The 25,793-nt window shown below is 60.4% G+C and carries 22 protein-coding genes; 13 read left to right on the top strand and 9 right to left on the bottom strand.

Translation table 11 applies throughout. The annotated features are described in order from the left end of the window. Positions 1 to 7 precede the first annotated feature (7 nt). From ACP2AV_RS12855 to ACP2AV_RS12845, 3 genes are all read left to right on the top strand, one after another. Complete coding sequence (locus ACP2AV_RS12855; protein ID WP_426373156.1) at positions 8 to 1,012, top strand: ligase-associated DNA damage response exonuclease; 1,005 nt, start codon at positions 8 to 10, stop codon at positions 1,010 to 1,012. Beyond that, the gene (locus ACP2AV_RS12850) at positions 1,012 to 2,568 is read left to right on the top strand and encodes a cisplatin damage response ATP-dependent DNA ligase (RefSeq protein ID WP_426373155.1); all 1,557 of its coding nucleotides are present in this window, start codon (positions 1,012 to 1,014) and stop codon (positions 2,566 to 2,568) included. The genes ACP2AV_RS12855 and ACP2AV_RS12850 overlap by 1 nt, the downstream gene beginning before the upstream one ends. Positions 2,569 to 2,795: 227 nt before the next feature. Next, on the top strand, positions 2,796 to 2,981 hold the full coding sequence (locus ACP2AV_RS12845) for a CTP synthetase (protein WP_426373154.1): 186 nt from the start codon (positions 2,796 to 2,798) through the stop codon (positions 2,979 to 2,981). On the opposite strand, the gene ACP2AV_RS12840 is transcribed toward ACP2AV_RS12845, so the two are convergent. Then, positions 2,974 to 3,726, bottom strand: a complete 753-nt coding sequence (locus tag ACP2AV_RS12840; protein WP_426373153.1) for an alpha/beta fold hydrolase — start codon at positions 3,724 to 3,726, stop codon at positions 2,974 to 2,976. The genes ACP2AV_RS12845 and ACP2AV_RS12840 overlap by 8 nt on opposite strands. 64 nt (positions 3,727 to 3,790) lie before the next feature. Here ACP2AV_RS12840 and ACP2AV_RS12835 point away from each other — a divergent pair, with 64 nt between their 5' ends. Beyond that, the gene (locus ACP2AV_RS12835; protein ID WP_426373152.1) at positions 3,791 to 4,165 is read left to right on the top strand and encodes a hypothetical protein; all 375 of its coding nucleotides are present in this window, start codon (positions 3,791 to 3,793) and stop codon (positions 4,163 to 4,165) included. Positions 4,166 to 4,627: 462 nt separating this feature from the next. On the opposite strand, the gene glyA is transcribed toward ACP2AV_RS12835, so the two are convergent. Then, positions 4,628 to 5,923: a serine hydroxymethyltransferase gene (glyA, locus tag ACP2AV_RS12830; protein ID WP_426373151.1), complete on the bottom strand. Its 1,296-nt coding sequence runs from the start codon at positions 5,921 to 5,923 to the stop codon at positions 4,628 to 4,630. A gap of 169 nt (positions 5,924 to 6,092) precedes the next feature. Between glyA and ACP2AV_RS12825 the strand changes: the two genes are divergently transcribed. After that, entirely contained in the window at positions 6,093 to 6,857 is a 765-nt protein-coding gene (locus ACP2AV_RS12825; RefSeq protein ID WP_426373150.1) for an NAD kinase, read from the top strand. 44 nt (positions 6,858 to 6,901) lie between these two features. Here ACP2AV_RS12825 and ACP2AV_RS12820 read toward each other — a convergent pair whose 3' ends face one another. The 4 genes from ACP2AV_RS12820 to ACP2AV_RS12805 form a co-directional block, all read right to left on the bottom strand. Next, a complete protein-coding gene (locus tag ACP2AV_RS12820) occupies positions 6,902 to 8,248 on the bottom strand; it encodes a sigma-54-dependent transcriptional regulator (RefSeq protein ID WP_426373149.1) in 1,347 nt (448 codons plus the stop codon). Next, positions 8,245 to 9,672, bottom strand: coding sequence for an ATP-binding protein (locus ACP2AV_RS12815; RefSeq protein ID WP_426373148.1), 1,428 nt, complete (start codon positions 9,670 to 9,672; stop codon positions 8,245 to 8,247). Before ACP2AV_RS12815 ends, ACP2AV_RS12820 begins: the two co-directional genes overlap by 4 nt. 274 nt (positions 9,673 to 9,946) lie before the next feature. Further along, a complete protein-coding gene (gene prpE / locus ACP2AV_RS12810) occupies positions 9,947 to 11,839 on the bottom strand; it encodes a propionate-CoA ligase PrpE (protein WP_426373147.1) in 1,893 nt (630 codons plus the stop codon). A gap of 176 nt (positions 11,840 to 12,015) precedes the next feature. Further along, positions 12,016 to 14,295, bottom strand: a complete 2,280-nt coding sequence (locus tag ACP2AV_RS12805; RefSeq protein WP_426373146.1) for an NADP-dependent malic enzyme — start codon at positions 14,293 to 14,295, stop codon at positions 12,016 to 12,018. Positions 14,296 to 14,502: 207 nt separating this feature from the next. Between ACP2AV_RS12805 and cdd the strand changes: the two genes are divergently transcribed. From cdd to ACP2AV_RS12775, 6 genes are all read left to right on the top strand, one after another. Continuing rightward, a complete protein-coding gene (cdd, locus tag ACP2AV_RS12800) occupies positions 14,503 to 14,895 on the top strand; it encodes a cytidine deaminase (protein WP_426373145.1) in 393 nt (130 codons plus the stop codon). Next, a complete protein-coding gene (locus ACP2AV_RS12795) occupies positions 14,885 to 16,201 on the top strand; it encodes a thymidine phosphorylase (RefSeq protein WP_426373144.1) in 1,317 nt (438 codons plus the stop codon). Before cdd ends, ACP2AV_RS12795 begins: the two co-directional genes overlap by 11 nt. Then, the gene (locus ACP2AV_RS12790; RefSeq protein WP_426373143.1) at positions 16,198 to 17,409 is read left to right on the top strand and encodes a phosphopentomutase; all 1,212 of its coding nucleotides are present in this window, start codon (positions 16,198 to 16,200) and stop codon (positions 17,407 to 17,409) included. The genes ACP2AV_RS12795 and ACP2AV_RS12790 overlap by 4 nt, the downstream gene beginning before the upstream one ends. After that, the gene (locus ACP2AV_RS12785) at positions 17,406 to 18,371 is read left to right on the top strand and encodes an adenosine deaminase (RefSeq protein ID WP_426373142.1); all 966 of its coding nucleotides are present in this window, start codon (positions 17,406 to 17,408) and stop codon (positions 18,369 to 18,371) included. The genes ACP2AV_RS12790 and ACP2AV_RS12785 overlap by 4 nt, the downstream gene beginning before the upstream one ends. 1 nt (position 18,372) lies before the next feature. Further along, positions 18,373 to 19,005: a uracil phosphoribosyltransferase gene (gene upp / locus ACP2AV_RS12780; RefSeq protein ID WP_426373141.1), complete on the top strand. Its 633-nt coding sequence runs from the start codon at positions 18,373 to 18,375 to the stop codon at positions 19,003 to 19,005. A gap of 69 nt (positions 19,006 to 19,074) precedes the next feature. Next, positions 19,075 to 20,349: an SPOR domain-containing protein gene (locus tag ACP2AV_RS12775; protein ID WP_426373140.1), complete on the top strand. Its 1,275-nt coding sequence runs from the start codon at positions 19,075 to 19,077 to the stop codon at positions 20,347 to 20,349. On the opposite strand, the gene ACP2AV_RS12770 is transcribed toward ACP2AV_RS12775, so the two are convergent. Then, positions 20,350 to 21,366, bottom strand: a complete 1,017-nt coding sequence (locus ACP2AV_RS12770) for a hypothetical protein (protein WP_426373139.1) — start codon at positions 21,364 to 21,366, stop codon at positions 20,350 to 20,352. It abuts the gene before it with no gap. Between the two features lie 129 nt (positions 21,367 to 21,495). Here ACP2AV_RS12770 and ACP2AV_RS12765 point away from each other — a divergent pair, with 129 nt between their 5' ends. Beyond that, the gene (locus ACP2AV_RS12765) at positions 21,496 to 22,161 is read left to right on the top strand and encodes a sulfotransferase family 2 domain-containing protein (protein ID WP_426373138.1); all 666 of its coding nucleotides are present in this window, start codon (positions 21,496 to 21,498) and stop codon (positions 22,159 to 22,161) included. 204 nt (positions 22,162 to 22,365) lie between these two features. Beyond that, on the top strand, positions 22,366 to 23,067 hold the full coding sequence (locus ACP2AV_RS12760; protein WP_426373137.1) for a Hint domain-containing protein: 702 nt from the start codon (positions 22,366 to 22,368) through the stop codon (positions 23,065 to 23,067). A 52-nt stretch (positions 23,068 to 23,119) separates the two neighbouring features. On the opposite strand, the gene ACP2AV_RS12755 is transcribed toward ACP2AV_RS12760, so the two are convergent. Continuing rightward, positions 23,120 to 23,488 carry a PaaI family thioesterase gene (locus ACP2AV_RS12755; RefSeq protein ID WP_426373136.1) on the bottom strand — a complete coding sequence of 123 codons (369 nt, stop codon included), beginning with the start codon at positions 23,486 to 23,488 and terminating at the stop codon, positions 23,120 to 23,122. A gap of 110 nt (positions 23,489 to 23,598) precedes the next feature. Continuing rightward, the gene (locus ACP2AV_RS12750) at positions 23,599 to 25,791 is read right to left on the bottom strand and encodes a 3-hydroxyacyl-CoA dehydrogenase NAD-binding domain-containing protein (RefSeq protein ID WP_426373135.1); all 2,193 of its coding nucleotides are present in this window, start codon (positions 25,789 to 25,791) and stop codon (positions 23,599 to 23,601) included. Positions 25,792 to 25,793: the final 2 nt, after the last annotated feature.

Raw genomic sequence — 25,793 nt, 5'->3', positions numbered from 1 at the left:
TCACACGATGAGCGCGCCGTCAGACCTTTTGCACCCCACGCCCGAAGGGCTCTATTGCCCCAAAGGGGATTTCCACGTCGATCCGGTGCGCCCGGTCAGGCGCGCTCTGATCACACATGCTCACGCTGATCATGCCCGCGCAGGACACGGCGCCGTGCTGGCCACCGCGCAAACGCTGGACATCATGGCCATTCGCTACGGCGCCGATTTCACCGGTGCGCGGCAAGTGGCAACAGGCGTCACGGAAATCAACGGCGTCAAGGCCAGCTTTCATCCTGCTGGCCACGTGCTCGGCTCGGCACAGATCTTGATAGAAGATGGCCTGCGCATCGTTGTTTCGGGTGACTATTCGCGCGCGCCCAACCCGGTCTGCGCGCCCTTTGAACCCGTGCCATGCGACGTCTTCATCACCGAGGCGACGTTTGGGCTGCCTGTATTCCGGCACCCCGACCCGCGCGACGAAATCGGCAAGCTGCTGGCCAGCCTACAGACCTTTCCCGACCGTGCTCATATCGTCGGGGTCTATGCCCTGGGCAAGGCCCAACGCGTTATCATGCTGCTGCGCAACGCAGGCTACAGCGCACCCATCTACATCCACGGTGCGTTGCAGCAGCTGTGTGAATATCACATCGAACAAGGCGTCGCCTTGGGCGATTTGCGTCCGGCAACCGTCGAAAAAAGCGGTCAGTCCGGGTTCGAAGGGGCCGTTATCCTGGCACCGCCATCGGCCATGGCAAGCCCGTGGGTACAGCGGTTCCGCGACCCTGTTGTCAGTTTTGCGTCAGGCTGGATGCAAGTGCGCGCACGGGCGCGTCAGCGCGGGGTCGAACTGCCGCTGGTGATCTCGGACCACGTGGACTGGCCTGAATTGACTGCGACAGTGGCCGAACTGTCACCACTGCAAACCTGGGTCACACATGGCCGCGAAGAGGCGCTGGTGCGCTGGTGCGCCTTGAACCAGATGCAAGCGCGTCCGCTGCATCTTGTGGGATACGAGGACGAGCCGGACTGATGCGTGCCTTTGCCACCCTTCTAGAGCGTTTGGCTTTTACACCTGCTCGAAATGGCAAGCTGGCGTTGATCCGCGAATACCTGCGTACGGTATCGGATCCCGAACGGGGCTATGCCCTGGCCGCGCTAACCGGGGACTTGGCCCTGCGTACGGTGACGCCCAGCCTGCTGCGCGCCATGGTGACAGAACGCGTGGACGAAGAGCTTTTCGCGCTGTCATATGATTTCGTTGGCGATCTGGCCGAAACGATCGCATTGGCCTGGCCAACGGATGCGCCGCCGCAAGACATTGGCTTGCCCGATGTGGTGGACACATTGCGCCGCGCCCCAAAGACCGACCTGCCGCGCCTGATCGGTGGTTGGCTGGACACCTTGCCCCCGTCTGAGCGGTACGCGTTGCTGAAATTGGCGACAGGCGGGCTTCGGGTGGGGGTGTCTGGACGGTTGGCGCGTACAGCGCTGGCGACCTTTGGCGGGGTCGATGTGACTGACATCGAAGAGCTGTGGCATGGGCTGACACCGCCCTACGAAGACCTCTTCGTTTGGCTTGAAGGGGGCGATAAGCCCGTTCAGGCCGGTTTGGCGCCATTTCGTCCCGTTATGCTATCCACGCCGACCGATCTGGACAGTTTGCAATCGTTGGATCCGGCCGCCTATGCCGCTGAATGGAAATGGGACGGGATTCGGGTACAGGCGGTCAGCGAACAGGGCGTGCGGCGGCTCTATTCGCGGACGGGCGAAGATATCTCGGGCGCGTTTCCCGATCTCATGGACACGCTGGATTTCGACGGCACGTTGGACGGCGAACTATTGGTGCGGCGCGGCGATGCGGTCGCTCCGTTCGGCGATCTGCAAAAACGCCTGAACCGAAAGTCCGTCAGCAAGGCATTGCAGGCGTCGCACCCTGCTGCGTTGCGCGCCTATGACCTGTTGATCTGGCAGGGCGAAGACCTGCGCGATTTGCCTTTTGACCAGCGCCGTGCACGTCTGGATCAGGTGCCTACGGGACCGCGGCTGGACATCTCGCCCCTGCTGGATTTTGCGTCGTGGGATCAACTGGCCGCGCTGCGCGGCGACCCGCCTGCGCCCGAGATCGAGGGCGTCATGATCAAGCGCCGCGACAGCACTTACCTAGCCGGACGCAAGCGTGGTCCATGGTTCAAATGGAAGCGCGATCCCATGGTCGTGGACGCGGTGCTGATCTATGCGCAGCGCGGGCACGGAAAACGGTCGGGGTTTTATTCCGACTATACTTTCGGCGTCTGGGACGGTGATACGCTGGTGCCAGTGGGCAAGGCCTATTTCGGCTTCACCGACGAAGAGTTGCGCAAACTGGACAAGTTCATCCGCGCCAACACGATCGACCGCTTTGGCCCGGTCCGGTCGGTCAAGCCCGACCTGGTATTCGAGGTGGCGTTCGAAGGGCTCAACCGTTCCAGCCGACACAAATCAGGGCTGGCGATGCGCTTTCCACGCATTTCCCGAATCCGTTGGGACAAACCCGCGTGCGAAGCCGACACTTTGTCCGCCCTGCAAGCGATGTTGCCAACAGATTGATGCGCGTCACCTGTGACGCCAGCCTGTGCGGCCTGGAAATGCCAACCGCTGAATTGACGATAATCTTTTTGGACGCGTCACACGGGGCAGCTTACCAGTGCTTGCGGCGCTGACGGGCGGATTTGGCGGGCGGAAATAGGGACAATTGCGGTCTGATCTGGATCAAGGCCGCGTTCGCCAATTGGAATAAACCACCCTTGAACGCGCTTGCAAAAAAGGAGGCGGTGATGAGACGTTTGGCGGTGATCCTGTTTGCGATAATTTCGACCACGCTGATGGGGGTTGGGATTATCGTGGTGTTAACCATGGGGTTGGACACGCTGAGGCCGATTCTGGCGGGGGCCGCGACGGGCTTGGTCCTGTCGATCCCGGTGACCTATCTGGTGGCCAAGAAGATCGTCTCGCTCAACTGAGAAAAACGCGCAACGCGGCTTCGAATTCGCGTGGTTTTTCAGCGTGCAACCAGTGGCCGGCGCCGGGAATCTTGGCGAATTTTGCCTTGGGGAATAGCGCAGTGATCGCATCACGCGCCTCGCGCGGGACATAATCGCTGTCGGCGCCGGACAAGAACAGCGTTGGACCGGTGAAGCAGCCCGAGATTTCGGGCCAGCCGGTGATCTTGTCCATCTCGGCTTCCAGAACGTCCAAATTCAGCACCCAACATTTGCGTTTGACGTCCAGCGATTGCAGCAAAAAGGCCCGTGTGGCGGGCGTTTCCACCCATTGGGCCAATTGCGCATCAGCGTCTGAGCGGCGCTCGACCTTGCTCAAATCCACCTTGCGCATGGCCGCGATAAGATGGTTTTGCGTGTGACTATAGGCCATGGGCGCAATGTCGGCCACGACCAGCCGATTGACCAGGTTTGGCCGCGAGAGCGCCAGGACCATCGCGGCCTTGCCGCCCATGGAATGGCCCATAACGTCCATTTTTCCCTGTTGCTCAAGCACTTCGGCCAAGTCTGCTGCTAGATCGGCGTAGCTGTGGCTGTTCGCCCAGAAGCTATTGGCGTGGTTGCGCATGTCGACCGCGATCACCTTCCGGTCAGTGCTCATCCGTTTGGCGATCACGCCCCAATTCCGGGCGCTGCCGAAAAGCCCGTGGGCGATCAGCAGGGACGGCAAATCGGTTGCGGTTCCGTATGTTTCGAAGTTCAGCATATGCGCGGTGTAGCGCGCCGCGGCGGGGCTGGAAAGGGGCAGGGCCAACCGTTAGGGTGCGGCTATGTTGCCGCCAACACCGATCGCGACCCGCGCCGAAGCGCTGTCTGACATGTTGCACACCCACATGGGCGTCGGCGGCAAAGGGTTCGCTGGACGGTTGCGACGGGTCGGACGGCGATTGCCCCGCTGGGCGCGCCGCCAGGGGGGCGTCATCGCCCGAGCGGTCGAATTGGAGCAGTCGCCCAAACTGGCCCGTCAAATCGATCACGCGGCCGTAGACCGGGCTTTTCACGAACTTGAGCACTGGCTTTCACAGCAAGACCCTTGGTCCGGGCGCAAGGGCATGGCGTTGAATATTGCGGCTGGCGTGGTGTTCGTGCTGCTGGTCACGGCTGTGGCGGTCATTTGGGTGCTGCGATTGCGCGGATTTGTCTAGGCGCCGGTCGAAACCGGCGAAGTGGGAACTCTTCGACCGGATGGCCGGTGGATCAGACGTGGTTGGCCGCGAAGAGTTGTTTGGCAATGATCGACGATGTCACGCAACATGGGCACCTGTCGACGAAACCCGCTTCGCCTGACCATCGCGCATCTGTTTGAAATCTTGCCGGTCAATGCGTGCTGGTGCCAGCGCCGTGTGTTCACCGCCGATGGGCCCCAAGCGGTTTGCACGGTGAAACGCATTCGGCACAGCATCGTTGGCGCCCCTGTGACTATCGCGCTGTTCCAACATGGCGCCGGACAATTCCCCGATTTCCCGTTTCGTCCCGCATTCAGCCCGCCAAGCAGTCAGTGGCGACCCCAGCAGGTTCAGGTGTCATGGGCCAGCCGAGGGTGCAAAAAAGAAACCGCCGCATCCCCGACGAGGGGCGCGGCGGCTGAAACGTCCCTATGCTGGCAATTAGAGCTCGGGGTAGATCGGAAAGGCTTTGCAGAGTGTTTCGACCTTGGCGCGGACGGCGGCCTCGACCTCGGCATTATTGTCTTCGCCGTTCGTGGCCAACCCGTCGACCACTTCGACGATCCAGTCGGCGATCTGGCGGAACTCGGCCTCGGCAAAACCGCGGGTGGTTCCTGCCGGTGTCCCCAGACGCACGCCCGAGGTTACCATCGGCGGCTCGGGATCGAAGGGGATGCCATTCTTGTTGCACGTGATGTGGGCGCGGCCAAGCGCGTCTTCTGTCGCGTTGCCTTTCACGCCCTTGGGGCGAAGATCGACCAGCAGTACGTGCGTGTCGGTCCCACCGGTCACGATGTCCAGACCGCCTTTCATCAGCTGATCGGCCAAGGCTTGTGCGTTCTTGACCACCTGCGCGGCGTAGTCCTTGAATTCAGGGCGCAGCGCTTCGCCGAAGGCCACGGCTTTTGCAGCAATCACGTGCATCAGCGGACCGCCTTGGATGCCCGGGAAGATGGCCGAGTTGACCTTTTTGGCGATCTCAGGATTGTTGGTCAGAATCATGCCGCCGCGCGGGCCGCGCAGGGTCTTGTGCGTCGTGGTGGTGGCCACGTCAGCATGGGGGAAGGGTGACGGATGCTGCCCACCAGCGACCAGCCCGGCAAAGTGGGCCATGTCGACCATCAGGTAGGCGCCAACACTGTCGGCGATTTCGCGCATTTTGGCGAAGTCGACTTGACGGGGAATGGCCGAGCCACCTGCGATGAGCAGCTTTGGCCGGTGTTCGCTGGCCAGTTCCTGAATGGCTTCGTAATCGATGCGCTGGTCTTGCTGGCGCACGCCATACTGGACAGCATTGAACCATTTGCCCGACTGGTTCGGCTTGGCCCCGTGGGTCAGGTGGCCGCCGGCGTCCAGTGACATGCCCAGGATCGTGTCACCCGGCTGCAAAAGCGCGGTGAACACGCCCTGGTTCGCCTGGCTGCCAGAATTTGGCTGGACGTTGGCGTATTTGCAGCCGAACAGATCCTTGGCGCGGTCGCGGGCCAGATTTTCGGCGATATCCACATATTGGCAGCCGCCATAGTAGCGGCGACCGGGATAGCCTTCGGCGTATTTGTTCGTCAGTACGGAACCCTGCGCTTCCAGAACCGCCCTGGAGACGATGTTTTCCGAGGCGATCAATTCGATCTCGTCCCGTTGGCGACCGAGTTCCTTGGTGATGACGTCCATCAGTTCGGGGTCGCGCGCGGCGAGGGTTTCAGAAAAAAATCCGGAATCGCGGAATGTATCTGTCATGGGGGCTCTCATCGTTGGCAGCGGTGCAGATGGGCGCGGTTTAGACGATCATGCGCGCAACGGAAACCCTCGTTTGATGCATATTCATGTTGAACGCCGCGAATTCGGTGGACTTGCCCCCTTTGGCTGGTAGTCATTGGGAATGAAGGGAACGGGGAAACGGCCAGCCATGACCGATCTGAAAATCGCTCTGACCGCAAGCAAGGCCGATATCGCGCAGCGCGCCAAAATGCGTCTGGCCAAACGCTATGGCAACGTTCCGATGAACGAGGCCGACGTGATCGTGGCCTTGGGTGGGGACGGGTTCATGCTGCATACGCTGCATGATACGCAAGAACTGGACGTTCCGGTCTATGGCATGAACCGGGGAACCATCGGGTTCTTGATGAACGAGTATTCCGAAGAGGCCCTGGACGCGCGCCTTGCCGCCGCCGAAGAAGAGGTCATCCACCCACTGCGCATGTCCGCGGAAAGTGCCGACGGGACGGTCCATCACGCGCTGGCGATCAACGAAGTGGCGCTCTTGCGGGCCGGGCCGCAGGCCGCGAAACTGCAAATTTCGATCGATGGCAAGGTTCGCATGGACGAACTGGTTTGCGACGGGGCACTGTTGAGCACACCAGCCGGGTCGACCGCGTATAATTATTCGGCGCATGGTCCGATTCTGCCGATCGGCTCGGATGTCTTGGCGCTGACTGCCATGGCCGCCTTCCGGCCCCGCCGCTGGCGCGGGGCATTGTTGCCGCAAAACGCCAAGGTCCGCTTCGACGTATTGGAAGCGCCCAAGCGCCCGGTCATGGCCGATGCCGACGGGCGCAGCGTGCGCGATGTGATCTGGGTTGAGATTGAATCGGCCCGCGATGTCGCGCACCGGGTATTGTTCGATCCGGGCCACGGGTTGGAAGAACGGCTGATCCGCGAGCAGTTCGTCTGACCCCGTCGCCAAACTGGGGCCCGTCCGGGCCAAGAGTTGCCCGATCAGCGACGGGGTGTGGGCAGGCCCCAAGCTTCGAGCTTGCGGTACAGCGTTGACGGCGACACGCCCAACCGTTTCGCGGCCAAAGATACCGCACCGCCTTCCGCTTCGATGGTCTTTTCAATCAATTGACGTTCGACGTCAGACAGTGTTTTGCCCACCAGAGCATCAATCGCGTCTTCTTTGCTGATGCTGGGTGGGGGACTGACGGTATCCCTTGCGTCCAAAAATTCATCGGGCAACGACGACAGGCGAATAACCGGGCTATAGTTCAGCGCGACCTGGTTCCAGAGAACGCTTTCCAGTTGGCGCAGGTTGCCCGGCCATGCGTGCTCAAGAAACAGGGCGCGCACGTCTTGCGAAAGACGGGGAACCTGCCGGCCTTCGCCAGCGGCGATCCGCGCCAGCAGGGCTTCGGCGACTTCGATGACGTCCTGGCTGCGTTCGCGAAGCGGCGGCAAATGAATTGGCAGGATTCCGAGGCGATAATAAAGATCGCTGCGCAAACGCCCCTCGCGCATTTCCTTGGTCGGATCTTTTGAGCAGGCGCAGATCACCCTAGCGCTGCGAACACGCATTGACGCGGCCGTCCCGCTTTCTGTCGGCGACTGAAGCAAGGTTAGAAGACCAGCTTGCAAATGTGGCGCCAATTCACTGACTTCATTCAGAAATAGTGTTCCGCCCTTGGCGCGTTCAAAGGCCCGAGGCGTGTTGGTCGGCCCAGACAGCCCTGTCAATTCGCGCTCAAGCGCCTCAGTCGACATAGCAGCACAATTGACCGGAACAAAGGGACCTTCCGATTGCGGCGACAGCGCGTGAATGGCCTGGGCGCACATCTGCTTGCCTGTGCCGGTTTCGCCGGTGATGAACACGCACGCCATAGACTTGGCAACATTGCGCACGCGCTTGTAGATGTCGCGCATCGCCTGCGACGACCCGATGAGCCCGCCGAGGGGTTCCGTTGACAGCCGTTCTGCCTGACGTGCATCTGCACGGGCGTTCATCACGATGTCCAGCAGGGTCTGATTGTCGATCGGTTTGGTCAGGAAATCGAACGCCCCCGAGCGCATGGCTTCGACGGCGCGGTGGACAGAGCCATGGGCCGTGATAACCACGATGCGCGCATTCGGATGGGCCTCGGCGATTTCAGGCAAGAGCTCAATCCCATCGACGTCTGGCAGCATGATGTCCAATAGGACAACCTGATAGTCGTGCACGCGCATTTTCTGCCGCGCTTCGGCCCCGCTAGCGGCTGTTTCGACCTGATATCCAGACTGGCGCAACGCGCCCTCGTATATGGTGCGCAGGCTTGTCGTGTCTTCGATCAAAAGAATGGGGGACGGGGTCATGTCACGTCCCCATAATAGTGGTGGAAAACCGCGATTTCTTCGATCAACTCATCAATGCTGGCGATCAGCGTGCGCGCAAGCCGCGCCGCGCTTTGCGGTCCGCCGCGATCCAAGGCGCTGGTCATGCGCGCGGCCAGCAACGGCGGGTCGTTCGCCCCGATACTGCCGGCCACCGCCCCGGCGACATGGGCCCAGCGACGCAGCAGTTGCGCGTTGTTTTCGGCGACACCCTTGCGCAATAATTTCGCAGCTTCGCTCAAATCGTTCTGAAGTCTGCGCAAAAGCTCTTTTGATTGCGCGGGGCCGACCGTCAACATCAGGCGTTCCAGATTTTCAGTGAGATGATCTGGTCTGGCCTTTTCATCCAGTTCGGCGTTCGCGGGCCGGGACAGGGGCAGACCGAGAATTTCGGCAAGCTTGTGACCGAACGTACTGGCACCGCCTATTGGCTTGGTTATGACGCCGTCGAAACCGGCGCTTTCCAGGCTGGCGGTCATTCCGGGAAGCGAAAACGCCGTGACGGCGATGAACACGGTTTGCGCCCCCAAGCCTGCCCCAAAGCTCTGCCGGTAGTCCTGCATGACCGTCAAACCGCTCTGCATGGGCAGGTCGATATCCAATACTGCGATGTCGATATCGTGTTCGCGAAGCTTTGCGCTGGCCTGGGCGGCATCCGATGTCGTAACGCACTGCGCACCCATTTGCCCAAGATACTGCGCCAAGAGCATGCGATGCGCGTCGCTATCATCGGCCAAGAGTACTGTTTTGCCGGCAAGGTCCGGCAGGCGTGCCTGCGTGTGGTCGCGTTCCGCTTTTGTCCAGGCCTCGGCGGGAATGCGTAGCATGACACATGTGCCACTTTGATCTGTCCGGTTCACCAGATCCAGCTTGCCGCCCAGCCGATGTGCAAGATCGCGCGCGATCCGAAGGCCATAACCCGATCCCGGCATGCCGCGCGTGAACGGTTCGAATTCCTTTTGGTCGACTTGGGCATGAAGTTCGGCTTCGGGCAATCCGGGGCCGTTGTCTTGAATTTCGAAAACCAGCGCACCGTTGTCGTCTTGATAGGCCAAAAAGTCGATTTCCCCATCCGGGACATGGCGCAAAGCGTTCGCGAGAACGTTCGTCAAAATGCGTTCCAGCGAAAGCCCATCGATACGCACGCGCTTTGGCAGGGTGTCTGCAATAGACACGTTGATGCGGTGCGCGGTGCCAGTATAGCGCGAAAATAGCTCGCAGCGCACGTGCAGCGCACGAACGAGCCTCTGCAAATGCACGGTCGGCAAGACTTGATGCGGCTCTATGCTCTGGCCCAGCCAGGCCGATAGTGCATCCTCAAGCAGCCGCGAGAGCAAATCCGCCGACCCGCGAACCTGCTCGAATTGGCTGCGCAGCTCTGGCGTTATCTCGGACGCGTCAATCAAGCTCAGTCCGCCTAACACATCCGATAAGGCTGCCCTTATGTCGTGCGTCAACAGTGCCAGGCGTTCGGGCGCAACGACTTCCGCCGTCGGACCCGACTGACTACCCTTTTCCAATACCATCACCCCAATAACTTGAGCGAACAAGTCGCCCTATCGCTGAGTCTGGTTAAAATAAACTCAACCTACAAACGATAGAACCGTCAGTTCGTCGACACACCGTTTCACGACCGGCAAAACAAGGTAAAGGGGGTGTTAACAATAGTTAGTTAAAACTTTATTCTTTAGCATATCCAATGGTTTGTAGCGCAACGCGAATTTCATCCAAGATGGCCGGGTCATCGATGGTTGCGGGCAGCTTGTATTCTTCGCAATTTGCAATTTTGACCATGGTAGCGCGAAGAATTTTCCCTGAGCGGGTTTTTGGTAACCGATCGACAACAACCGCCGATTTGAAAGCGGCAACGGGACCGATCTTTTCGCGCACCAGTTTGACCACTTCCGCGATGATTTCATCATGCGGTCGGTTGGTCCCGGCGTTCAGGCAAAGAAACCCTAGCGGCATCTGACCCTTCAGATCATCCGCCACGCCGATTACCGCGCATTCGGCGACATCCGGGTGTCCGGCCAAGACCTCTTCCATGGCACCGGTAGACAGGCGATGACCGGCCACGTTGATGACGTCATCGGTGCGCGCCATGATATACAGGTACCCGTCCTCGTCGATCATACCGGCATCGCCGGTTTCGTAGTACCCGGGAAATTTGGTGAGATAGCTGGACTTGAACCGGTCTTCGGCATTCCAAAGCGTTGGCAAAGTGCCGGGGGGCAGGGGCAGTTTGATCGCAATCGCGCCCAGTTCACCTGCGGGCATGGGTTGCCCGTCTTCGTCCAGGATATGCACGTCATAGCCCGGCATGGGCACACTGGGCGAGCCGACTTTGATCGGCAGCTTTTCGATCCCCAACGGGTTGGCGACAATGCTCCACCCGGTTTCAGTCTGCCACCAATGATCAACCACCGGAACGCCCAAGGTATCCTGAGCCCAGTGGATTGTGTCCGGGTCGGCCCGCTCGCCCGCAAGGAACACAGCCTTTAGACAACTCAGATCGTATTTCTTTATGAATTCGCCCTTGGGGTCTTCGCGCTTCACGGCGCGAAAAGCGGTGGGGGCGGCGAAGAAACTCTTGACCTTGTGCTCGGAAATCACGCGCCAGAACGTGCCTGCGTCCGGGGTGCCGACTGGCTTGCCTTCGAATAGAACCGTGGTGTTGCCATGGATGAGCGGGCCAATGCAGATATAGCTGTGCCCCACCACCCAGCCCACATCGGACGCGGCCCAGAAGACATCCCCCGGATCGACGTCGTAGATTGCCTTCATGCTCCAGTCCAACGCGACCAATTGGCCACCGGTATGGCGGATCACACCTTTGGGTTGGCCAGTCGTGCCCGACGTATAGAGGATATAGGACGGATGGTTGCCTTCGACGGGCACGCAGTCAGCCGGCTCAACCCCATATTGGAAACCGTGCCAATTATAGTCGCGACCCTCTTGGAGTTCGGCAACCTCTTGTTCTCGCTGGAAAATGACGCAGAAGTCGGGCTTGTGCGATGAAAGATCGATCGCTTCGTCCAGCAGCGGTTTATAGTGCACGACACGCCCCGGTTCGATCCCGCAGGACGCGGCGATTATGGCCTTGGGGGTGCAATCGTCAATGCGGACAGCCAGTTCGTTGCTGGCGAACCCACCGAACACCACCGAATGAACCGCGCCAATTCGCGCGCAAGCCAGCATGGCTTCCAGTGCCTCGGGGATCATCGGCATGTAGATGATGACGCGGTCGCCCTTTTCGACGCCTTTCGCACGGAGCGCGCCAGCCAGGCCGGCCACCCGGTTGCGCAGCTCGACATACGAAATCTCGCGCTTGGTATGCGTGACGGGGCTGTCGTAGATGATCGCGGTTTGCTCACCCCGACCGTTTTCGACGTGCCGGTCAACAGCGTTGTAGCAGGTGTTCGTCAACCCATCGGAGAACCATTCATACAGCGGGGCGTTGTCGTCAAACAGTGCCTTGCTGGGCTTGCGATCCCAATGAATGGCGTCGGCTTGCTGCATCCAGAACGCGTTTGGGTCGGCTTTCCACGCAGCGTAGACGTCTTTGTATCCCATGGTATGCACTCCTCCTTGGCAACTGCCGATCTAAATACCTGCGCGGCCCGTCATCGAGCAATTAACTTGTGACACGTAGCGTCACATTGGCGCAGAAAGTTTGCGGATACACGAGACTTTATCTGTCATGTTTCCGCGAGCAATGAAATTTCGTACCACAACGGCCGGGAACGGCTCTACCCGTAATGCGCGACCGGCGTGCCAGCGATGGCTGACATGTTCAAAAGCCCACGCGCCGTGATCGACGACGTCACGATGTGGGCCTTGTTTCCCATGCCCATCAGGATCGGGCCGACCTCCAATCCGCCGCCTTTCATTTTGAGGATATTGCGCACACCCGAGGCCGCATCGGTATTGGCAAACACCAATACGTTGGCCGCGCCGTTCAGGCGGCTGTCAGGAAATACCCTGTTCCGCAGATCCGAGGATAAGGCGCTATCGATGTGCATTTCGCCTTCGTAAGTGAAATCGCGCGGCGCGCTATCCAGTATGTCCAGTGCCGCGCGCATGCGAACCCCGGTTCCGCAGTCAAGATTGCCAAACTGCGAATGGCTGCAAAGCGCGATCTGCGGGTCTATTCCAAAGCGCTTCACATGGCGCGCACAGGCAATGACCGTTTCGGCAATCTGCTCGGGCGTCGGTTCGGGGTGCACATGTGTGTCTGCGACAAAGAGCGGGCCGTCTTCCAGCACCATCAGGCTGAGCGCCCCAACCGGGTGCAACCCGTCATAGCCAAGGATCTGCGTGACATAATTCAAGTGCCACAGGAATTGTCCGAAGGTGCCGCATATCAGGCTGTCGGCATCACCGCGCTGAACGGCGACCGCCGCAATGGCGGTCGTGTTGGTGCGCAAAATCGCGCGCGCCAGGTCGGGGGTCACGCCCTTGCGCGCCATCAGCTGGTGATAAGTGGACCAGTAGTCGCGGTAGCGGGGGTCGTTCTCGGGGTTCACCAGTTCGAAATCTGTGCCAGGGCGGATTTTGAGCCCGGCCCGTTCGGCCCGGTGTTCGATGACTTCGGGACGACCGATCAGGATCGGCTTGTCTGTCGTTTCTTCGATCATCGCGTTCGCCGCGCGCAGCACGCGTTCGTCTTCGCCTTCGGCGAAAATGATCCTGCGTTCAACGGTGGCGGCCGCTTCGAACACGGGGCGCATGATCAGGGCGGATTTGAAGACCGAATGGTCCAGCTTGGCTTTATAGGCGCCCAGATCGGGCAGGGGGCGTGTGGCCACCCCACTTTCCATCGCCGCCCCGGCAACCGCGCTGGCGACGACACCCATCAGGCGCGGGTCAAAGGGTTTGGGGATCAGATAGTCGGCCCCGAAACTGAGCTGTTCGCCCTGGTAGGCCGCGGCGGCTTCGGCGCTGGTTGTCGCGCGCGCAAGTGCGGCGATGCCTTCAATGCAGGCAATCTGCATGGCATCGTTGATCTCTGTCGCGCCCACATCCAGCGTGCCGCGAAAGATGAACGGAAAGCACAGGACGTTGTTCACCTGATTTGGGTAGTCGCTGCGGCCGGTGGCGATAATCGCGTCCGGCGCGACATCGTGTATCAGTTCGGGCAGGATTTCAGGCGTCGGATTGGCCAAGGCAAACACGATCGGCCGTTTTGTCATCTTCGCAACCATGTCGGGCGTCAACACGCCGGGCCCTGAAAGCCCCAGGAACAGATCCGCGCCCGCGATGACATCGTCCAGCGTTCGCAAATCCGAAACTTGCTCATAGGCTGCCTTTTGCGGGGTCATTTCGCCGGGACGTCCCGCATAGACCAGGCCGTCAATGTCGCAAAGCCATACATTTTCGCGTTTGACACCCAGCTTCAAGAGCATGTTGAGACAAGCAATTCCGGCTGCACCGCCGCCCGTCGAGACGACCTTGATGTCCTCGAATGACTTGCCTGCAACGCGCAACGCGTTTGTCGCCGCCGCGCCGACGACGATCGCCGTGCCGTGCTGATCGTCGTGGAAAACCGGAATGCCCATTCTTTCGCGGCAAATTTGTTCAACGATAAAACAATCTGGCGCCTTGATGTCTTCCAGGTTGATTGCGCCGAAGGTCGGCTCAAGCGCACAGACGATCTCCGCCAGCTTTTCGGGGTCTTTTTCATCGACCTCAATGTCGAAGCAATCAATGTTGGCGAACTTTTTGAACAGGACAGCCTTGCCTTCCATCACCGGCTTGGATGCCGCTGCGCCGATGTTCCCGAGCCCAAGCACCGCGGTGCCGTTCGATACGACCGCGACAAGGTTACCGCGTGCGGTATAGCGAGAGGACGATGCCGGATCGGCCTGAATCTCAAGGCACGCTTCGGCCACCCCTGGTGAATAGGCGCGGCTCAGATCTCGGCCATTTGCCAGGGGTTTCGTGGCACGGATCTCTAGTTTTCCGGGCTTGGGGAACTCGTGATAGTCCAGCGCGGCTTGGCGTGTGCTGTCGGCTCTTTCGTCGCTCATGGGGGCGCCTCTTTGGGGCTGTTTAACGTTAAACTACTTTTCAGCGTCGTGTTTCCGCGTGCTTGGCTTACCGTCAGATTATCGCGTGACGCAAGCGATGATGTGCATCACCTGGCGGAAATCACAACACCGCGCATCTGGGCGCTTGCATAAATCGTCCAGCCGCCGCATCGTTGACCCAATAGTCAAAAAATTCCAGAGGCGATAATGGACCTTCTGTCGGCAGCCCGCGACGTGCGTGAAATGGCCTATGCTCCGTATTCGAACTTCAAGGTTGGCGCAGCGATCCGCACCCCGTCGGGTGAGGTGTTTCAGGGCGTGAATGTCGAAAATGTCGCCTACCCCGAGGGCACCTGCGCAGAAGCCGGGGCCATCGCCGCGATGGTGGCGGCCGGGTACACCGAAATCGCAGAGGTCGCCGTGATCGCGGATGCGCCGCTGCCTGTCACCCCATGCGGCGGCTGCCGCCAGAAGCTGCGCGAATTCGCAAAGTCGGACGTCAAGGTCACCATGGCGACGACGGCGGGCGAAACCCTGGTCATGACAATGGGCGAACTATTGCCCGGCGCGTTCACGCAGGAGCATATCGATGAAGGGTGATGCCCGTCTTATCATTGCAAAACTGCGCGACAAGACCCCGCTCAGCGCGGATGAGTTGCGTTGGTTTGCAACGGGGCTGGCAAATGGCGATGTGTCCGATGCCCAGGCCGGCGCCTTTGCCATGGCCGCGTTGCTGAATGGACTGACCGATCCCGAGCGTGTGGCCCTGACGCTGGCCATGCGCGACAGCGGCGACGTTCTGAACTGGGATCTGCCGGGACCGGCGATCGACAAGCATTCGACGGGCGGGATTGGCGATGCGGTGTCCCTGTTGCTTGCACCCGCTTTGGCTGCCGTCGGGGCCTATGTGCCAATGGTGTCGGGGCGCGGGTTGGGCCACACCGGTGGCACCTTGGACAAACTCGAAAGCATTCCGGGCCTGGATACCGAAGTTTCCGAGGACCGTTTTCGCCAGATCGTGGAACATGTCGGGTGCGCGATTGTCAGCGCCACGGGCGCAATTGCCCCTGCAGACAAGCGCCTTTATGCAATCCGCGACGTCAGCGGAACTGTCGAAAGCATCGATCTGATCACGGCCTCGATCCTGTCCAAGAAGCTTGCGGCGGGGCTGGACGCATTGGTTCTGGATGTCAAATGCGGGTCGGGCGCGTTCATGAAGACGGCGCAGGATGCACGCGCCTTGGCCGACAGTCTGGTGTCCACCGCCAATGGGGCCGGGTGCAGAACGGCCGCCCTGATCACCGATATGAACCAGCCATGCTGCCCGTCGCTGGGAAATGTTCTCGAGGTCATGGAAGTCATGGAGGCGCTGACCGAAGGCGATGCCAGCGGGGCGCTGTGCGATCTGGCGGCTGATCTGGGCGGGGCGCTCTTGGTGCTTTCGGGGCAGGCCGATGACACGGGCCTCGCTGCGGGCACCATCCGCGAGGCGATCCGCGATGGGTCGGCCGCCGAACGGTTCGGGCGCATGGTGGCGGAACTGGGCGGGCCTGCGGATTTCGTCGAGCGTTGGGAAGACAGGCTGCCCGCTGCCCCGGTCGTTATTGATGTGATGCCGCTTCGGCCCGGGGTTGTTTCGTCAATGGATGGAACCGCGATGGGCAATGTTGTCGTGCACATGGGCGGTGGACGGATGACCAGCGGCGACGAAATCAACCCGGCGGTGGGCTTGTCGAATGTCGCCGCGCTGGGCGACGATGTCGGCCCGGATCAGCCGTTGGCGCGTGTCCACGCCGCAAGCCTTGCCGACGCGGAAATGGCGCAACAGGCGTTGCAAGCTGCGATGAGCGTCTCGGATGGTCCGACAGAGATCCCGCCGCTGATCCATGACAGGATATTTCCATGAGCCGAGCCTTCTTGATCGTTATTGACAGCGTGGGCATAGGCGGCGCGCCTGACACCGACAAGTTTTTCAACGGCGATGTCCCAGACAGCGGGGCCAATACGCTGGCACATATCGCCATTGCTTGCGCCAAGAGGCAGGCCGAAGATGGGCGCACCGGGCCCCTGCGCGTGCCGAACATGGCCGCGTTGGGGGTTGGCGCTGCAATTGAAGCGGCCAGCGGCACGCAAGTTCCCGATCTGGACGCAGATCTGACCGGCCTGTGGGCCGCCGCGACCGAAATATCGCCGGGCAAGGATACGCCGACCGGCCATTGGGAGCTTGCCGGTGTCCCGGTGCCATGGAACTGGCATTACTTCGCTGACACACAACCCGCGTTTCCCCCCGCGCTCATGAGCGCTTGCGCAAAGCTCGCCGGGACGGATGGTACGCTCGGCAATGTCCACGCGTCCGGCACCAAGATCATCGCGGATCTGGGCGAGGAGCACATTCGCACGGGCTGGCCGATATGCTACACATCGGCGGACAGTGTATTTCAGATCGCGGCGCACGAAGAACACTTCGGGCTCGAGCGGCTGTTGAAACTGTGCGAAGACATGGCCCCCATCGTCCACGCCATGAAGGTCGGGCGGGTCATAGCGCGTCCCTTTATAGGCGACGCCACCTCTGGCTTTACCCGCACCACCAATCGGCACGATTATGCGATTGATCCGCCCGAACCGACGCTGCTCGACTGGGCCAAGGATGCGGGGCGGGCGACTTATGCGGTCGGCAAGATCGGCGATATTTTTTCAATGCGCGGCATCGACGAGAACCGAAAAGGCGACGACCAGGCCCTGATGGGGCACATGCATGATTTGATGGCGCAAGCCCTGGACGGATCGCTGACCTTTGCGAATTTCGTCGAGTTTGACAGCCTCTATGGTCATCGGCGCGACGTCGCGGGTTACGCGCGCCATCTTGAATGGTTCGATGCGGAACTGGGACGGCTGATCGCCGCCGCCCGCGCCGGTGACATGATTGTCGTGACTGCCGACCATGGCAACGATCCGACATGGATCGGGTCGGACCATACCCGCGAGCGGGTGCCGGTCCTGATTCATGGGGCGGGCATCGGCGGGCGCGGCATCGTGAATTTCACCGACGTGGCCGCAACTGTCGCGGCCCATCTTGGTATTGATGCGCACGGGCCGGGAAGGAGTTTTCTGTGAAGAACCTGCCGAAAATCGAATTGCACATGCATCTGGAGGGCGCCGCGCCGCCATCCTTCATCCGTGGGCTTGCACAAGAAAAGAACGTCGATCTGTCGGGCATCTTCAACGAAGACGGCAGCTATCGGTTTTCGGACTTTTGGGATTTCCTCAGGGTATATGAGGCAGCAACCAGCGTCTTGCAGAGCCCCGAAGATTACGCCCGTCTGACCCGCGCCGTGCTCGAGGCCAGCGCGCAAAGCGGTGTGATCTACACCGAGAGCTTCCTGTCCCCCGACTTTTGCGGCGGTCGGGACGTGGGCGCATGGCGCGATTATATGCATGCCATCCGCGAGGCCGCAGACAGCGTGCCCGATATTGAAATGCGCGGGATTGTAACGTGCATTCGCCATTTTGGCCCCGAAAAAGCCCGCGAGACGGCCGTATGCGCGGCTGAAACGATGGGCGATTTCATCACAGGGTTTGGCATGGGGGGGGACGAAAAAGTCGGCCGCCAAGGCGATTACGCCTACGCGTTCGATATGGCGCGAGAAGCTGGGCTGCGCTTGACCACCCACGCGGGCGAATGGGGCGGGCCGGACAGTGTGCGCGAAGCGATCCGCGATCTGCGGGTGGAACGCATCGGTCACGGGGTGCGCGCGATCGAAGACTTGGCGCTGGTGGACGAAATCGCCCAATCCGGGATCGTTTTGGAATGCTGTCCCGGGTCGAACGTGGCGCTTGGGCTTTATGACTGGCGTTCTCACCCGTTGCCCGATCTGCGCAAGCGGGGCTGCAAAGTGACCATCAGCACCGACGACCCGCCATTCTTTCACACCAACATGACGCATGAATTCGAACGCATGGCCGATGTCACCGATTGGGACGAGGCCGAGTTCACCGCACTTGGCCGTGTTGCGGTCGATGCGGCCTTTTGCGACGCGGACACCAAAGCAAAACTGCTCAAGACACTGGACGCCTGACATGACCGATCATCTGACCGTCGTCACCCACCCTTTGGTGCAGCACAAGCTGACCATCATGCGCGACAAAAACACGCCAACTGCGGTATTCCGTCAGCTCTTGCGCGAAATCAGCCAGCTTCTCGCCTATGAGGTGACGCGCGGCCTGGCGATGACCACAAAGCAGATCGAAACGCCGATGCAGCCGATGGATGCCCCGACGCTGGCGGGAAAGAAGCTGGCACTGATTTCGATCTTGCGGGCGGGCAATGGGCTTCTTGATGGCGTGCTCGAACTGATCCCGTCCGCGCGCGTGGGGTTCGTAGGGCTGTATCGCGACGAAGAGACGTTGGAGCCGGTCGAATATTATTTCAAGGTCCCCGAGGCGATGGAGGACCGTCTTGTCATTGCGGTCGATCCGATGCTGGCCACGGGCAATTCGTCGGTCGCGGCGATCGACAAATTGAAAGAGGCCGGGGCGACCAACATTCGTTTCCTCTGTCTGCTGGCCACGCCAGAGGGGATCGAACGGATGCGACAGGCCCACCCTGATGTCCCCATCGTCACCGCCTCGGTCGATGAATGTCTGGATGAAAACGGCTATATCGTGCCCGGTTTGGGCGACGCAGGAGACCGCATGTTCGGCACGAAATAGCCCGCGCGCGACTTTACTCGTACCGCATTTTCAGGCATCTTTACACAATATCTTGTGTAGAGGCACATCATGCAGTCATTCACGGCCGTATCGCGCATTTGTCTTGCCCTTGGCATATTGGGGGTGCCCGCGCAGGGCTTTGCTATGACGTCCAATGGCCCGGCCGAAATTCCGCCCGCGTCCTACCAGGGCAAGCAATATGTCGACAGTCAGGGCTGCGCGTTCGTGCGCGCTGGTTACGATGGTCGGGTCACTTGGGTGCCGCGCGTCACGCGTGACCGCAAACACCTTTGCGGGTTCAAGCCTACTTTTGCCACCCCGCCGCAGGCGAAGCAGGCCGCAACCAGGGCCGAACCTGCCCCGACGCCCTCACATGCAGTAACTGCCGCTCCGCAGACCCGAGCGCCTGCCAGCGCCACGGCGCAGGATCGCCAGACGGCCGAGGTCGCTGCGCCCACCGCGCGACCAATGAGCCGGCCACAGCAAAAAGCCGGCGGACTGTTCGAGCAGCTCTTGGCTTGGTTGCGCCCGGGTTCAAGCAGGCAGACGACCCGCATGGCGATGACACCCCATATGGCGCCTGTCGCCGGCACGGGTCGCATCACGGTGATTTCGGACAGCAATGGAACCTGTCCCAACTTGGCCGAGATCGCGCGGGCCCATGCAGCTGCGCCTCCCGGTTTTACCGTGCGTTGCGGGCCTCGGGCCGAGAGTGCTTATCCGGGGTATATCGTGGGAACTGTCCCGGCCGGCACAGTCGTAAAGACGCCAGATGGTCAGACCGTGACGACCCGCCGCCCGACCAGGGTGCGCGTGGCCAAGGGGGCAGAGGTCAATGTGGGAACGGTTACAAACACGCGCGTGCCCGAGGGCTTCAAGCGCATCAATCAGGAGAACCTAAACGCCAAGAGCGGCGCGCTGAGCCCGGGTGATCAACAACGTTTGAAACATGTTTGGACGGACGAAGTGCCACGGCGCCTGGTCGATAGTGAAACCGGGCGCGACGTCACCGCGCACTATGGTCGGGCAACCCAAAACCGATCGGGCGACGTGGCGGTTTCGACGAAAGCCTATGCGCCGCGCGCTGGCGAAACAGAAAAACCCCAGCCGACCCAGACCTACCGCTATGTCCAGATCGGCACATTTGGTGAGGTCGCGAATGCTGACCGGGCAAAGGCCACCCTGCGCAAGATGGGGCTGCCGGTATCGATTGCCAAAGCGACGCGGGCTGGCAAACCCTTGTCCGTCGTCCTGGCCGGGCCTTTCGACACACAGACAGATGTGATGGACGCGCGTGATCGGACCCGAAAGGCCGGCTACTGGGACGCTTTTGCGCGCCGCTGATTATTCGCTGCAGATACCTTGCAGGGCGATCCAGCTTCCGTCGCCAAGAACGATTTTTTGCCGGGTGGCACTGGTCGGATTCGCTTCGATCAGGCCCAGCGTTTCTTCGCCCGTGATGTCGCGCGCATAGGCGTAAGGTGTGCTGAGCACTTGCATCCGGGCGAATTCGGCCAAGAGCAAATCGTTGGAAATCGGCGAGGGCGCGGTGGTCAGAAACGTCTCGGCATAGCGATCCAGTGTTTCGTCCTTCAGCATCCCCGTCGTGAGCAATCGAACCGACGATACAAAACCGGTGGTGTGCAAGAGCCGTTCCAGGGGATCCACCTGTTTCGCGCGCGCACGTTCGGCCAGAACATATCCCGCCACAACGGACGGGTCTTCGTAGTCTTCAATCAGCGCACGATTGATCAACACTATCGGGCCGGGCAAGTGCGCGGCAGTTTGCACGCCGCTGGACAAGACCACGATACGCCCCCCTTCGGGTATCAGCCGCTCGGTCAGCTTGTCCAAGGCCCGCGTGCCCGATGGCGTGTCACATCGTGGCCCTGCGACCCGCTGTATTCGGATCAGCAACGCTTCACCCAATGCAACGCGCGTCGCCTCGGGGACAACCCGGGTCGCCTGTGTCACCAGCGCACCGGGCAGCCAGAAAACAGCCAGCGCGATGGCCAGGATCAAAACCCCCGCAATGATCAATCCGCGCAAACGACCCGGTTTTGGTTGTGCGCGCTCAATTGCGCGGCTGACCCGCGTGAGCGCATCTATCATCGTTTCATCGTCGAGTTCGAGCAGTTCTTCGGCATCGGCGGCAGGTTGATAAACGGCCGGGCGGTCCGATGGCCCGCTGAGGCGTGCAATCGCCGGCAGCGACCAATGCGACAACGCCCGCCCTGCGGTGTCGGAAATGATCAGCGACGCATCCCCTAGTGACACCACGACCTCGCGGCGCTGTGCGCCCGCAGTTTCGCGCCACAATCCTGTTGTCTCGAGTCGCTCCAACTCGGAAAGTGCTGTCATCGGTGGTAATGCCTGATCGATCGTTGTTTTTTTCGTGTGCTTGGCTGGAAAGATACCGCAACCACCACGTGCCGACAATCGCGCAGCGCGGCGCTGGTCCGTTTGCCTTGCATCGCTTAGTGTCGCGTCATGATCATTTCGACCGGGCGGAAATACATCTTTGTCCATATTCCCAAGACGGGGGGAACTGCGTTGTCTGTCGCATTAGAGCAGCGCGCAATGGCCGATGATATCCTGATCGGCGACACCCCAAAGGCGATCCGGCGGCGCAAGCGTGTTGCCACCTTGAACGCGGCCGGACGATTGTGGAAGCATTCCACCCTTGCAGACATCGACGGGGTACTTGACCCACAGACCATGGCGCAGATGTTCGTTGTAACGCTTGTCAGAAATCCGTGGGACCGACTGGTCAGCTACTACCACTGGCTGCGCGTGCAAAGCTTTGATCATCCCGCCGTGAGTTTGGCCAAGTCACTTGAGTTTTCGGCGTTCCTGAATGCGCCGGTGACCCGCTCCAGCATCCAGCATCATCCCTTTGGATCCTACGTGACAGACCCAGCGGGTCAGGACCGGTGTGACCTGTTCATCCGGTTGGAACATTTCGCAGACGACGTTGCGCCGTTCGAAGCGCATTTGGGCTTTTCGCTTAATCCTCTGCCGGTGCACAACACGTCGCACCGGTCCCGCGATTGGCGCGGGTATTACAGCGATGCAGACCGTGATCTGGTGGCGGATTTATGTGCAAAAGACATCCATCGGTTCGGATATTGCTTCGACGATGCACCTGTACGTTAGGTAAAATTCGGTCGATCCAGACCTTTCGGGAAACAGTTTAGCCCCGATTGTGGTTATTGGTTCGAAATTAGCATTTGTGCCTTACATTTGCCCGAAACCAGCCGAAGTAGCGTCATGGGAATCGCAGGTTCTAACCTTGTTGGCCAAGAAACCCCTTCCAGTTGTATGAACGTGGGTTTCGGCAATCGCAAGGGGAGCAAGACCATGTTCACGCGCAAGACGACGACCACCGGGATGACTTTTAACGCGCATGATCCGGCGCAGTTATGTGGCGGACCGGCGACGGGCCCCACAACCCTGGGCGCTGGAATGGCATCGGGAACGCTGGTTGCGACCCAGGCAGGTTGGCAACCGGTTGACGATGTCCGGGTCGCAGACAAGGTGCTGACCTTGGATGGTGGCATGCAACTTGTCACAGGGGTCGAACGCACGTGTCTGTGGCAATCGGCCAGACCAGTCCCAAAAGACTTGTGGCCCTTGAACGTCCCTGCCGGCGCGCTTGGAAATGACCGGGACATGACGCTGATGCCGGGGCAGGCGGTCATGGTCAAGAGTGACACGGGCGAGGCGCTGTTTGACGACCCCTTCACCTTGGTCCGCGCCGCAGCGCTGGTCGGCTACAAGGGAATTAGCCGCGTGGCGCCGTCTGGCCCCGTTCATGTGATCACGCTGTATTTCGAGACGGACCATGTGGTCTTTGCCCATGCTGCGGCATTGGTCTATTGCCCCGCGCAAAGACCCGACGCGCTTGATCTGCGTTTGCCCACCCCGCTGGCGCAAGACCCGCTCTACCAGATCGCGGATCGGGACGAGGCCGAGATGCTGGTCAACTGTCTGCAAGGCGTATCGGACGAGGTTGATTTGTGGCGCACCACGAACGAGGCATTGCGCGACAGCGCCGCTTGATCGTTCTGCACAGGTCTGATCGGGCTATCGCCGCTGGTTGCAGCGGTTCGGGTCAGACCGGCACTGGCACCATTGTGCCCTGTAGCACAGCGATATGTTTGCGTGCGCTATCGGGGCCCTCGCTCCAGACATCCGCTGAAACCACGACAAGGCGTTTGCCCGGCTTCAGCACGCGGCCCGTCGCAGTCAGATGTCCGGCGGCCGGGGCCAGCAGGTTGATCTTGATCTCGGCAGTCATGACGTCGAACTCTGGCGGGATCACCGAAAGCGCGGCATAACCTGCGGCGACGTCGCCTAGGGCAAATGTTAGTGCCGCGTGCCCGAAACCCTGTTGTTGGCGAAACCCATCGCCGACGGGAGCCGACAGGGTGACCGATCCAAGTGCGATCGCGTCGATCCGCGCATCAATGCTCTTCATCATGGACTGCGAGGCGAAACTGCTGCGGATTTTCTGAACTGTAGCGGGGGGGATGTCTGTCATTTCTGGCCTTATTATAGTCGGGCGGGGACTATGGCCCCGCCCGGTTTCGATCACGCGGCTTTGGCGCTTTGGCCAAATCGACCGTAAAAGGTGTCACCCTTGGCGGCCATGTCGCGCAGCAGCGCGGGGCACGTGAACCGTTCGCCAAATTTTTCGGTCAGATCGTCGCAAATTTCAACAGCCTTGGCCGCGCCGATGATGTCCAGCCATGATAGTGGTCCACCAGACCACGGGGCAAAACCCCAGCCCAGAATTGCGCCAACGTCGCCTTCGCGGATGTCCATCAGAACCCCGTCTTCCAACGCACGCACCGCTTCCAGAACCTGCGACATCATGAGGCGGTGCTGGACTTGCGTGACCTCTGGCTGTTCGTCGACCTGCGGGTACTTGTCGCGCAGACCCTGCCACAGACCCAAGCGTTTGCCGGTGTCGCTGTATTCATAAAAGCCCGCGTTCGCCTTGCGTCCGTCGCGCCCCTGATCATGCATCCAGAACAGCAGGTCATCGACCGGCTTGGCATCGGCCGGATAGGCGTTGCCCATCGCGGCCTTGGTGGCCTTGGCGATTTTCACGCCCAAATCGATCGAGGTTTCGTCGGTCAACTGCAGCGGACCCAATGGCATGCCCAGCATTTTGGCGGCGTTTTCCACCAGAGCCGGTTCGACGCCTTCGGTCACCATGCGCGCGCCTTCGTTGATGTAGGGGATAATGCAACGGTTCGCGTAGAAAAAACGCGCATCATTCACAACAATCGGCGTCTTGCGAATTTGCCGGGCGTAGTCCAGCGCTTTGGCCACTGCGCGGTCACCGGTTTCCTTCCCCTTGATGATTTCAACCAGCAGCATTTTGTCGACGGGGCTGAAGAAGTGGATGCCGATGAATTGGTCGGGCTTGTCTGATGCCTTGGCCAATTCGGTAATCGGCAGAGTCGACGTGTTCGAAGCAAAGATGCAGTCGTCGGGCACGACCTCAAGCACCTTCTTTGTGACCTCTGCCTTGATGCTCATATCTTCGAAGACCGCCTCGACGATCAGATCGCAACCTTCCAGAGCAGAGTATTCGGTGGTGGCGGTGATGCGGCCCAGCACCTCGGATTTCTTCTCTTCGGTTACTTTCTTGCGCTTGATACCCTTGTCCAGGATGCCTTCGGAATAAGACTTGCCCTTGTCCGCAGCGTCCTGCTTTTGGTCGATCAGTACCACTTCGATGCCGGCATTCGCACTGACATAGGCGATGCCCGCACCCATCATGCCCGCGCCCATGATACCGACTTTCTTGACGCGTTGATCGGGGACGTCTTGCGGGCGGACCGCGCCTTTTTCGAGAGCTTCCTTGTTGATGAAGAGCGAGCGGATCATGTTGCCCGAGGACGGGTTCATGATCACGTTGGTGAACCAGCGCGCCTCGATCCGGATAGCAGTGTCGAAATCCACCAATGCGCCTTCATAAACGGCTGACAGCATGGCTTTTGCGGCGGGGTAAACGCCCTGGGTCTGGCCGTGCACCATGGCGTTGGCGCCCACGAAATTCATGAATCCTGCTGGGTGATAGGGGCCGCCGCCGGGCATTCTGTAGCCCTTGGCATCCCAGGGTTTGACGATATCGCCATCCTTGGCATTCGCGACCCATTCGCGCGCCGCAGCGACGGGATCGCCCACCACTTCGTCGATGATGCCCGCGCCCTTGGCGCCCTTTGGATCGACCATTTTGCCCTGCAGCAGGTATTGCGAGGCACCCATCAGGCCCATCTTTCGCACCAGGCGCGTCGTTCCGCCCGATCCGGGGAAAATGCCCACTTTGATTTCCGGCAGGCCGATCTTGGCCTTTGGATTGTCAGCGGCAAAGATGCGGTGGCAAGACAGAGGCAGTTCCAACCCGATGCCAAGTGCAGTTCCGGGCAGGGCAGCGGCAATTGGCTTGCCGCCTTTGTTGGTCTTGGGGTCCATGCCGGCGCGTTCGATCTTGCGCAGGATGTGATGCAGGCTCATGACGCCTTCGAATACGCCTTCGGCGCCGTTTTCTTTCATTCCGGCCAGAATATTCAGATCCATACCGGCGGCGAAGTCAGGCTTGCCGCTGGTGATCACGGCGCCTTTGATGGCGTCGTCCGACAACACGCGGTCGATGTGATCATTTAATTCCTGTGCGCCTTCCATGGACAGCACATTCATGGATTTGTCGGCGCAGTCCCAGGTAATGGTCGCGATGCCGTCATCGGCAAGGTCAAAGTGAAATTCAGTCATTC

Source organism: Aliiroseovarius sp. PTFE2010, from assembly GCF_049943335.1.
Lineage (GTDB): Bacteria > Pseudomonadota > Alphaproteobacteria > Rhodobacterales > Rhodobacteraceae > JBNFVY01.
Note: the sequence above shows the minus strand (reverse complement) of the source record. Positions and strands in the feature narration are given on the sequence as shown.

Bases quoted from the DNA above. Each gene is read 5' to 3' on its own strand.
- prpE (WP_426373147.1), bottom strand. From the start codon at position 11,839: ATGGGATACAAAGACGTCTACGCTGCGTGGAAAGCCGACCCAAACGCG.
- ACP2AV_RS12850 (WP_426373155.1), top strand. From the start codon at position 1,012: ATGCGTGCCTTTGCCACCCTTCTAGAGCGTTTGGCTTTTACACCTGCT.
- ACP2AV_RS12750 (WP_426373135.1), bottom strand. From the start codon at position 25,791: ATGACTGAATTTCACTTTGACCTTGCCGATGACGGCATCGCGACCATT.
- ACP2AV_RS12775 (WP_426373140.1), top strand. From the start codon at position 19,075: ATGCAGTCATTCACGGCCGTATCGCGCATTTGTCTTGCCCTTGGCATA.
- upp (WP_426373141.1), top strand. From the start codon at position 18,373: ATGACCGATCATCTGACCGTCGTCACCCACCCTTTGGTGCAGCACAAG.
- ACP2AV_RS12805 (WP_426373146.1), bottom strand. From the start codon at position 14,295: ATGAGCGACGAAAGAGCCGACAGCACACGCCAAGCCGCGCTGGACTAT.
- ACP2AV_RS12835 (WP_426373152.1), top strand. From the start codon at position 3,791: ATGTTGCCGCCAACACCGATCGCGACCCGCGCCGAAGCGCTGTCTGAC.
- ACP2AV_RS12845 (WP_426373154.1), top strand. From the start codon at position 2,796: ATGAGACGTTTGGCGGTGATCCTGTTTGCGATAATTTCGACCACGCTG.
- cdd (WP_426373145.1), top strand. From the start codon at position 14,503: ATGGACCTTCTGTCGGCAGCCCGCGACGTGCGTGAAATGGCCTATGCT.
- ACP2AV_RS12855 (WP_426373156.1), top strand. From the start codon at position 8: ATGAGCGCGCCGTCAGACCTTTTGCACCCCACGCCCGAAGGGCTCTAT.
- ACP2AV_RS12825 (WP_426373150.1), top strand. From the start codon at position 6,093: ATGACCGATCTGAAAATCGCTCTGACCGCAAGCAAGGCCGATATCGCG.
- ACP2AV_RS12765 (WP_426373138.1), top strand. From the start codon at position 21,496: ATGATCATTTCGACCGGGCGGAAATACATCTTTGTCCATATTCCCAAG.
- glyA (WP_426373151.1), bottom strand. From the start codon at position 5,923: ATGACAGATACATTCCGCGATTCCGGATTTTTTTCTGAAACCCTCGCC.
- ACP2AV_RS12770 (WP_426373139.1), bottom strand. From the start codon at position 21,366: ATGACAGCACTTTCCGAGTTGGAGCGACTCGAGACAACAGGATTGTGG.
- ACP2AV_RS12795 (WP_426373144.1), top strand. From the start codon at position 14,885: ATGAAGGGTGATGCCCGTCTTATCATTGCAAAACTGCGCGACAAGACC.
- ACP2AV_RS12790 (WP_426373143.1), top strand. From the start codon at position 16,198: ATGAGCCGAGCCTTCTTGATCGTTATTGACAGCGTGGGCATAGGCGGC.
- ACP2AV_RS12760 (WP_426373137.1), top strand. From the start codon at position 22,366: ATGTTCACGCGCAAGACGACGACCACCGGGATGACTTTTAACGCGCAT.
- ACP2AV_RS12820 (WP_426373149.1), bottom strand. From the start codon at position 8,248: ATGACCCCGTCCCCCATTCTTTTGATCGAAGACACGACAAGCCTGCGC.
- ACP2AV_RS12755 (WP_426373136.1), bottom strand. From the start codon at position 23,488: ATGATGAAGAGCATTGATGCGCGGATCGACGCGATCGCACTTGGATCG.
- ACP2AV_RS12840 (WP_426373153.1), bottom strand. From the start codon at position 3,726: ATGCTGAACTTCGAAACATACGGAACCGCAACCGATTTGCCGTCCCTG.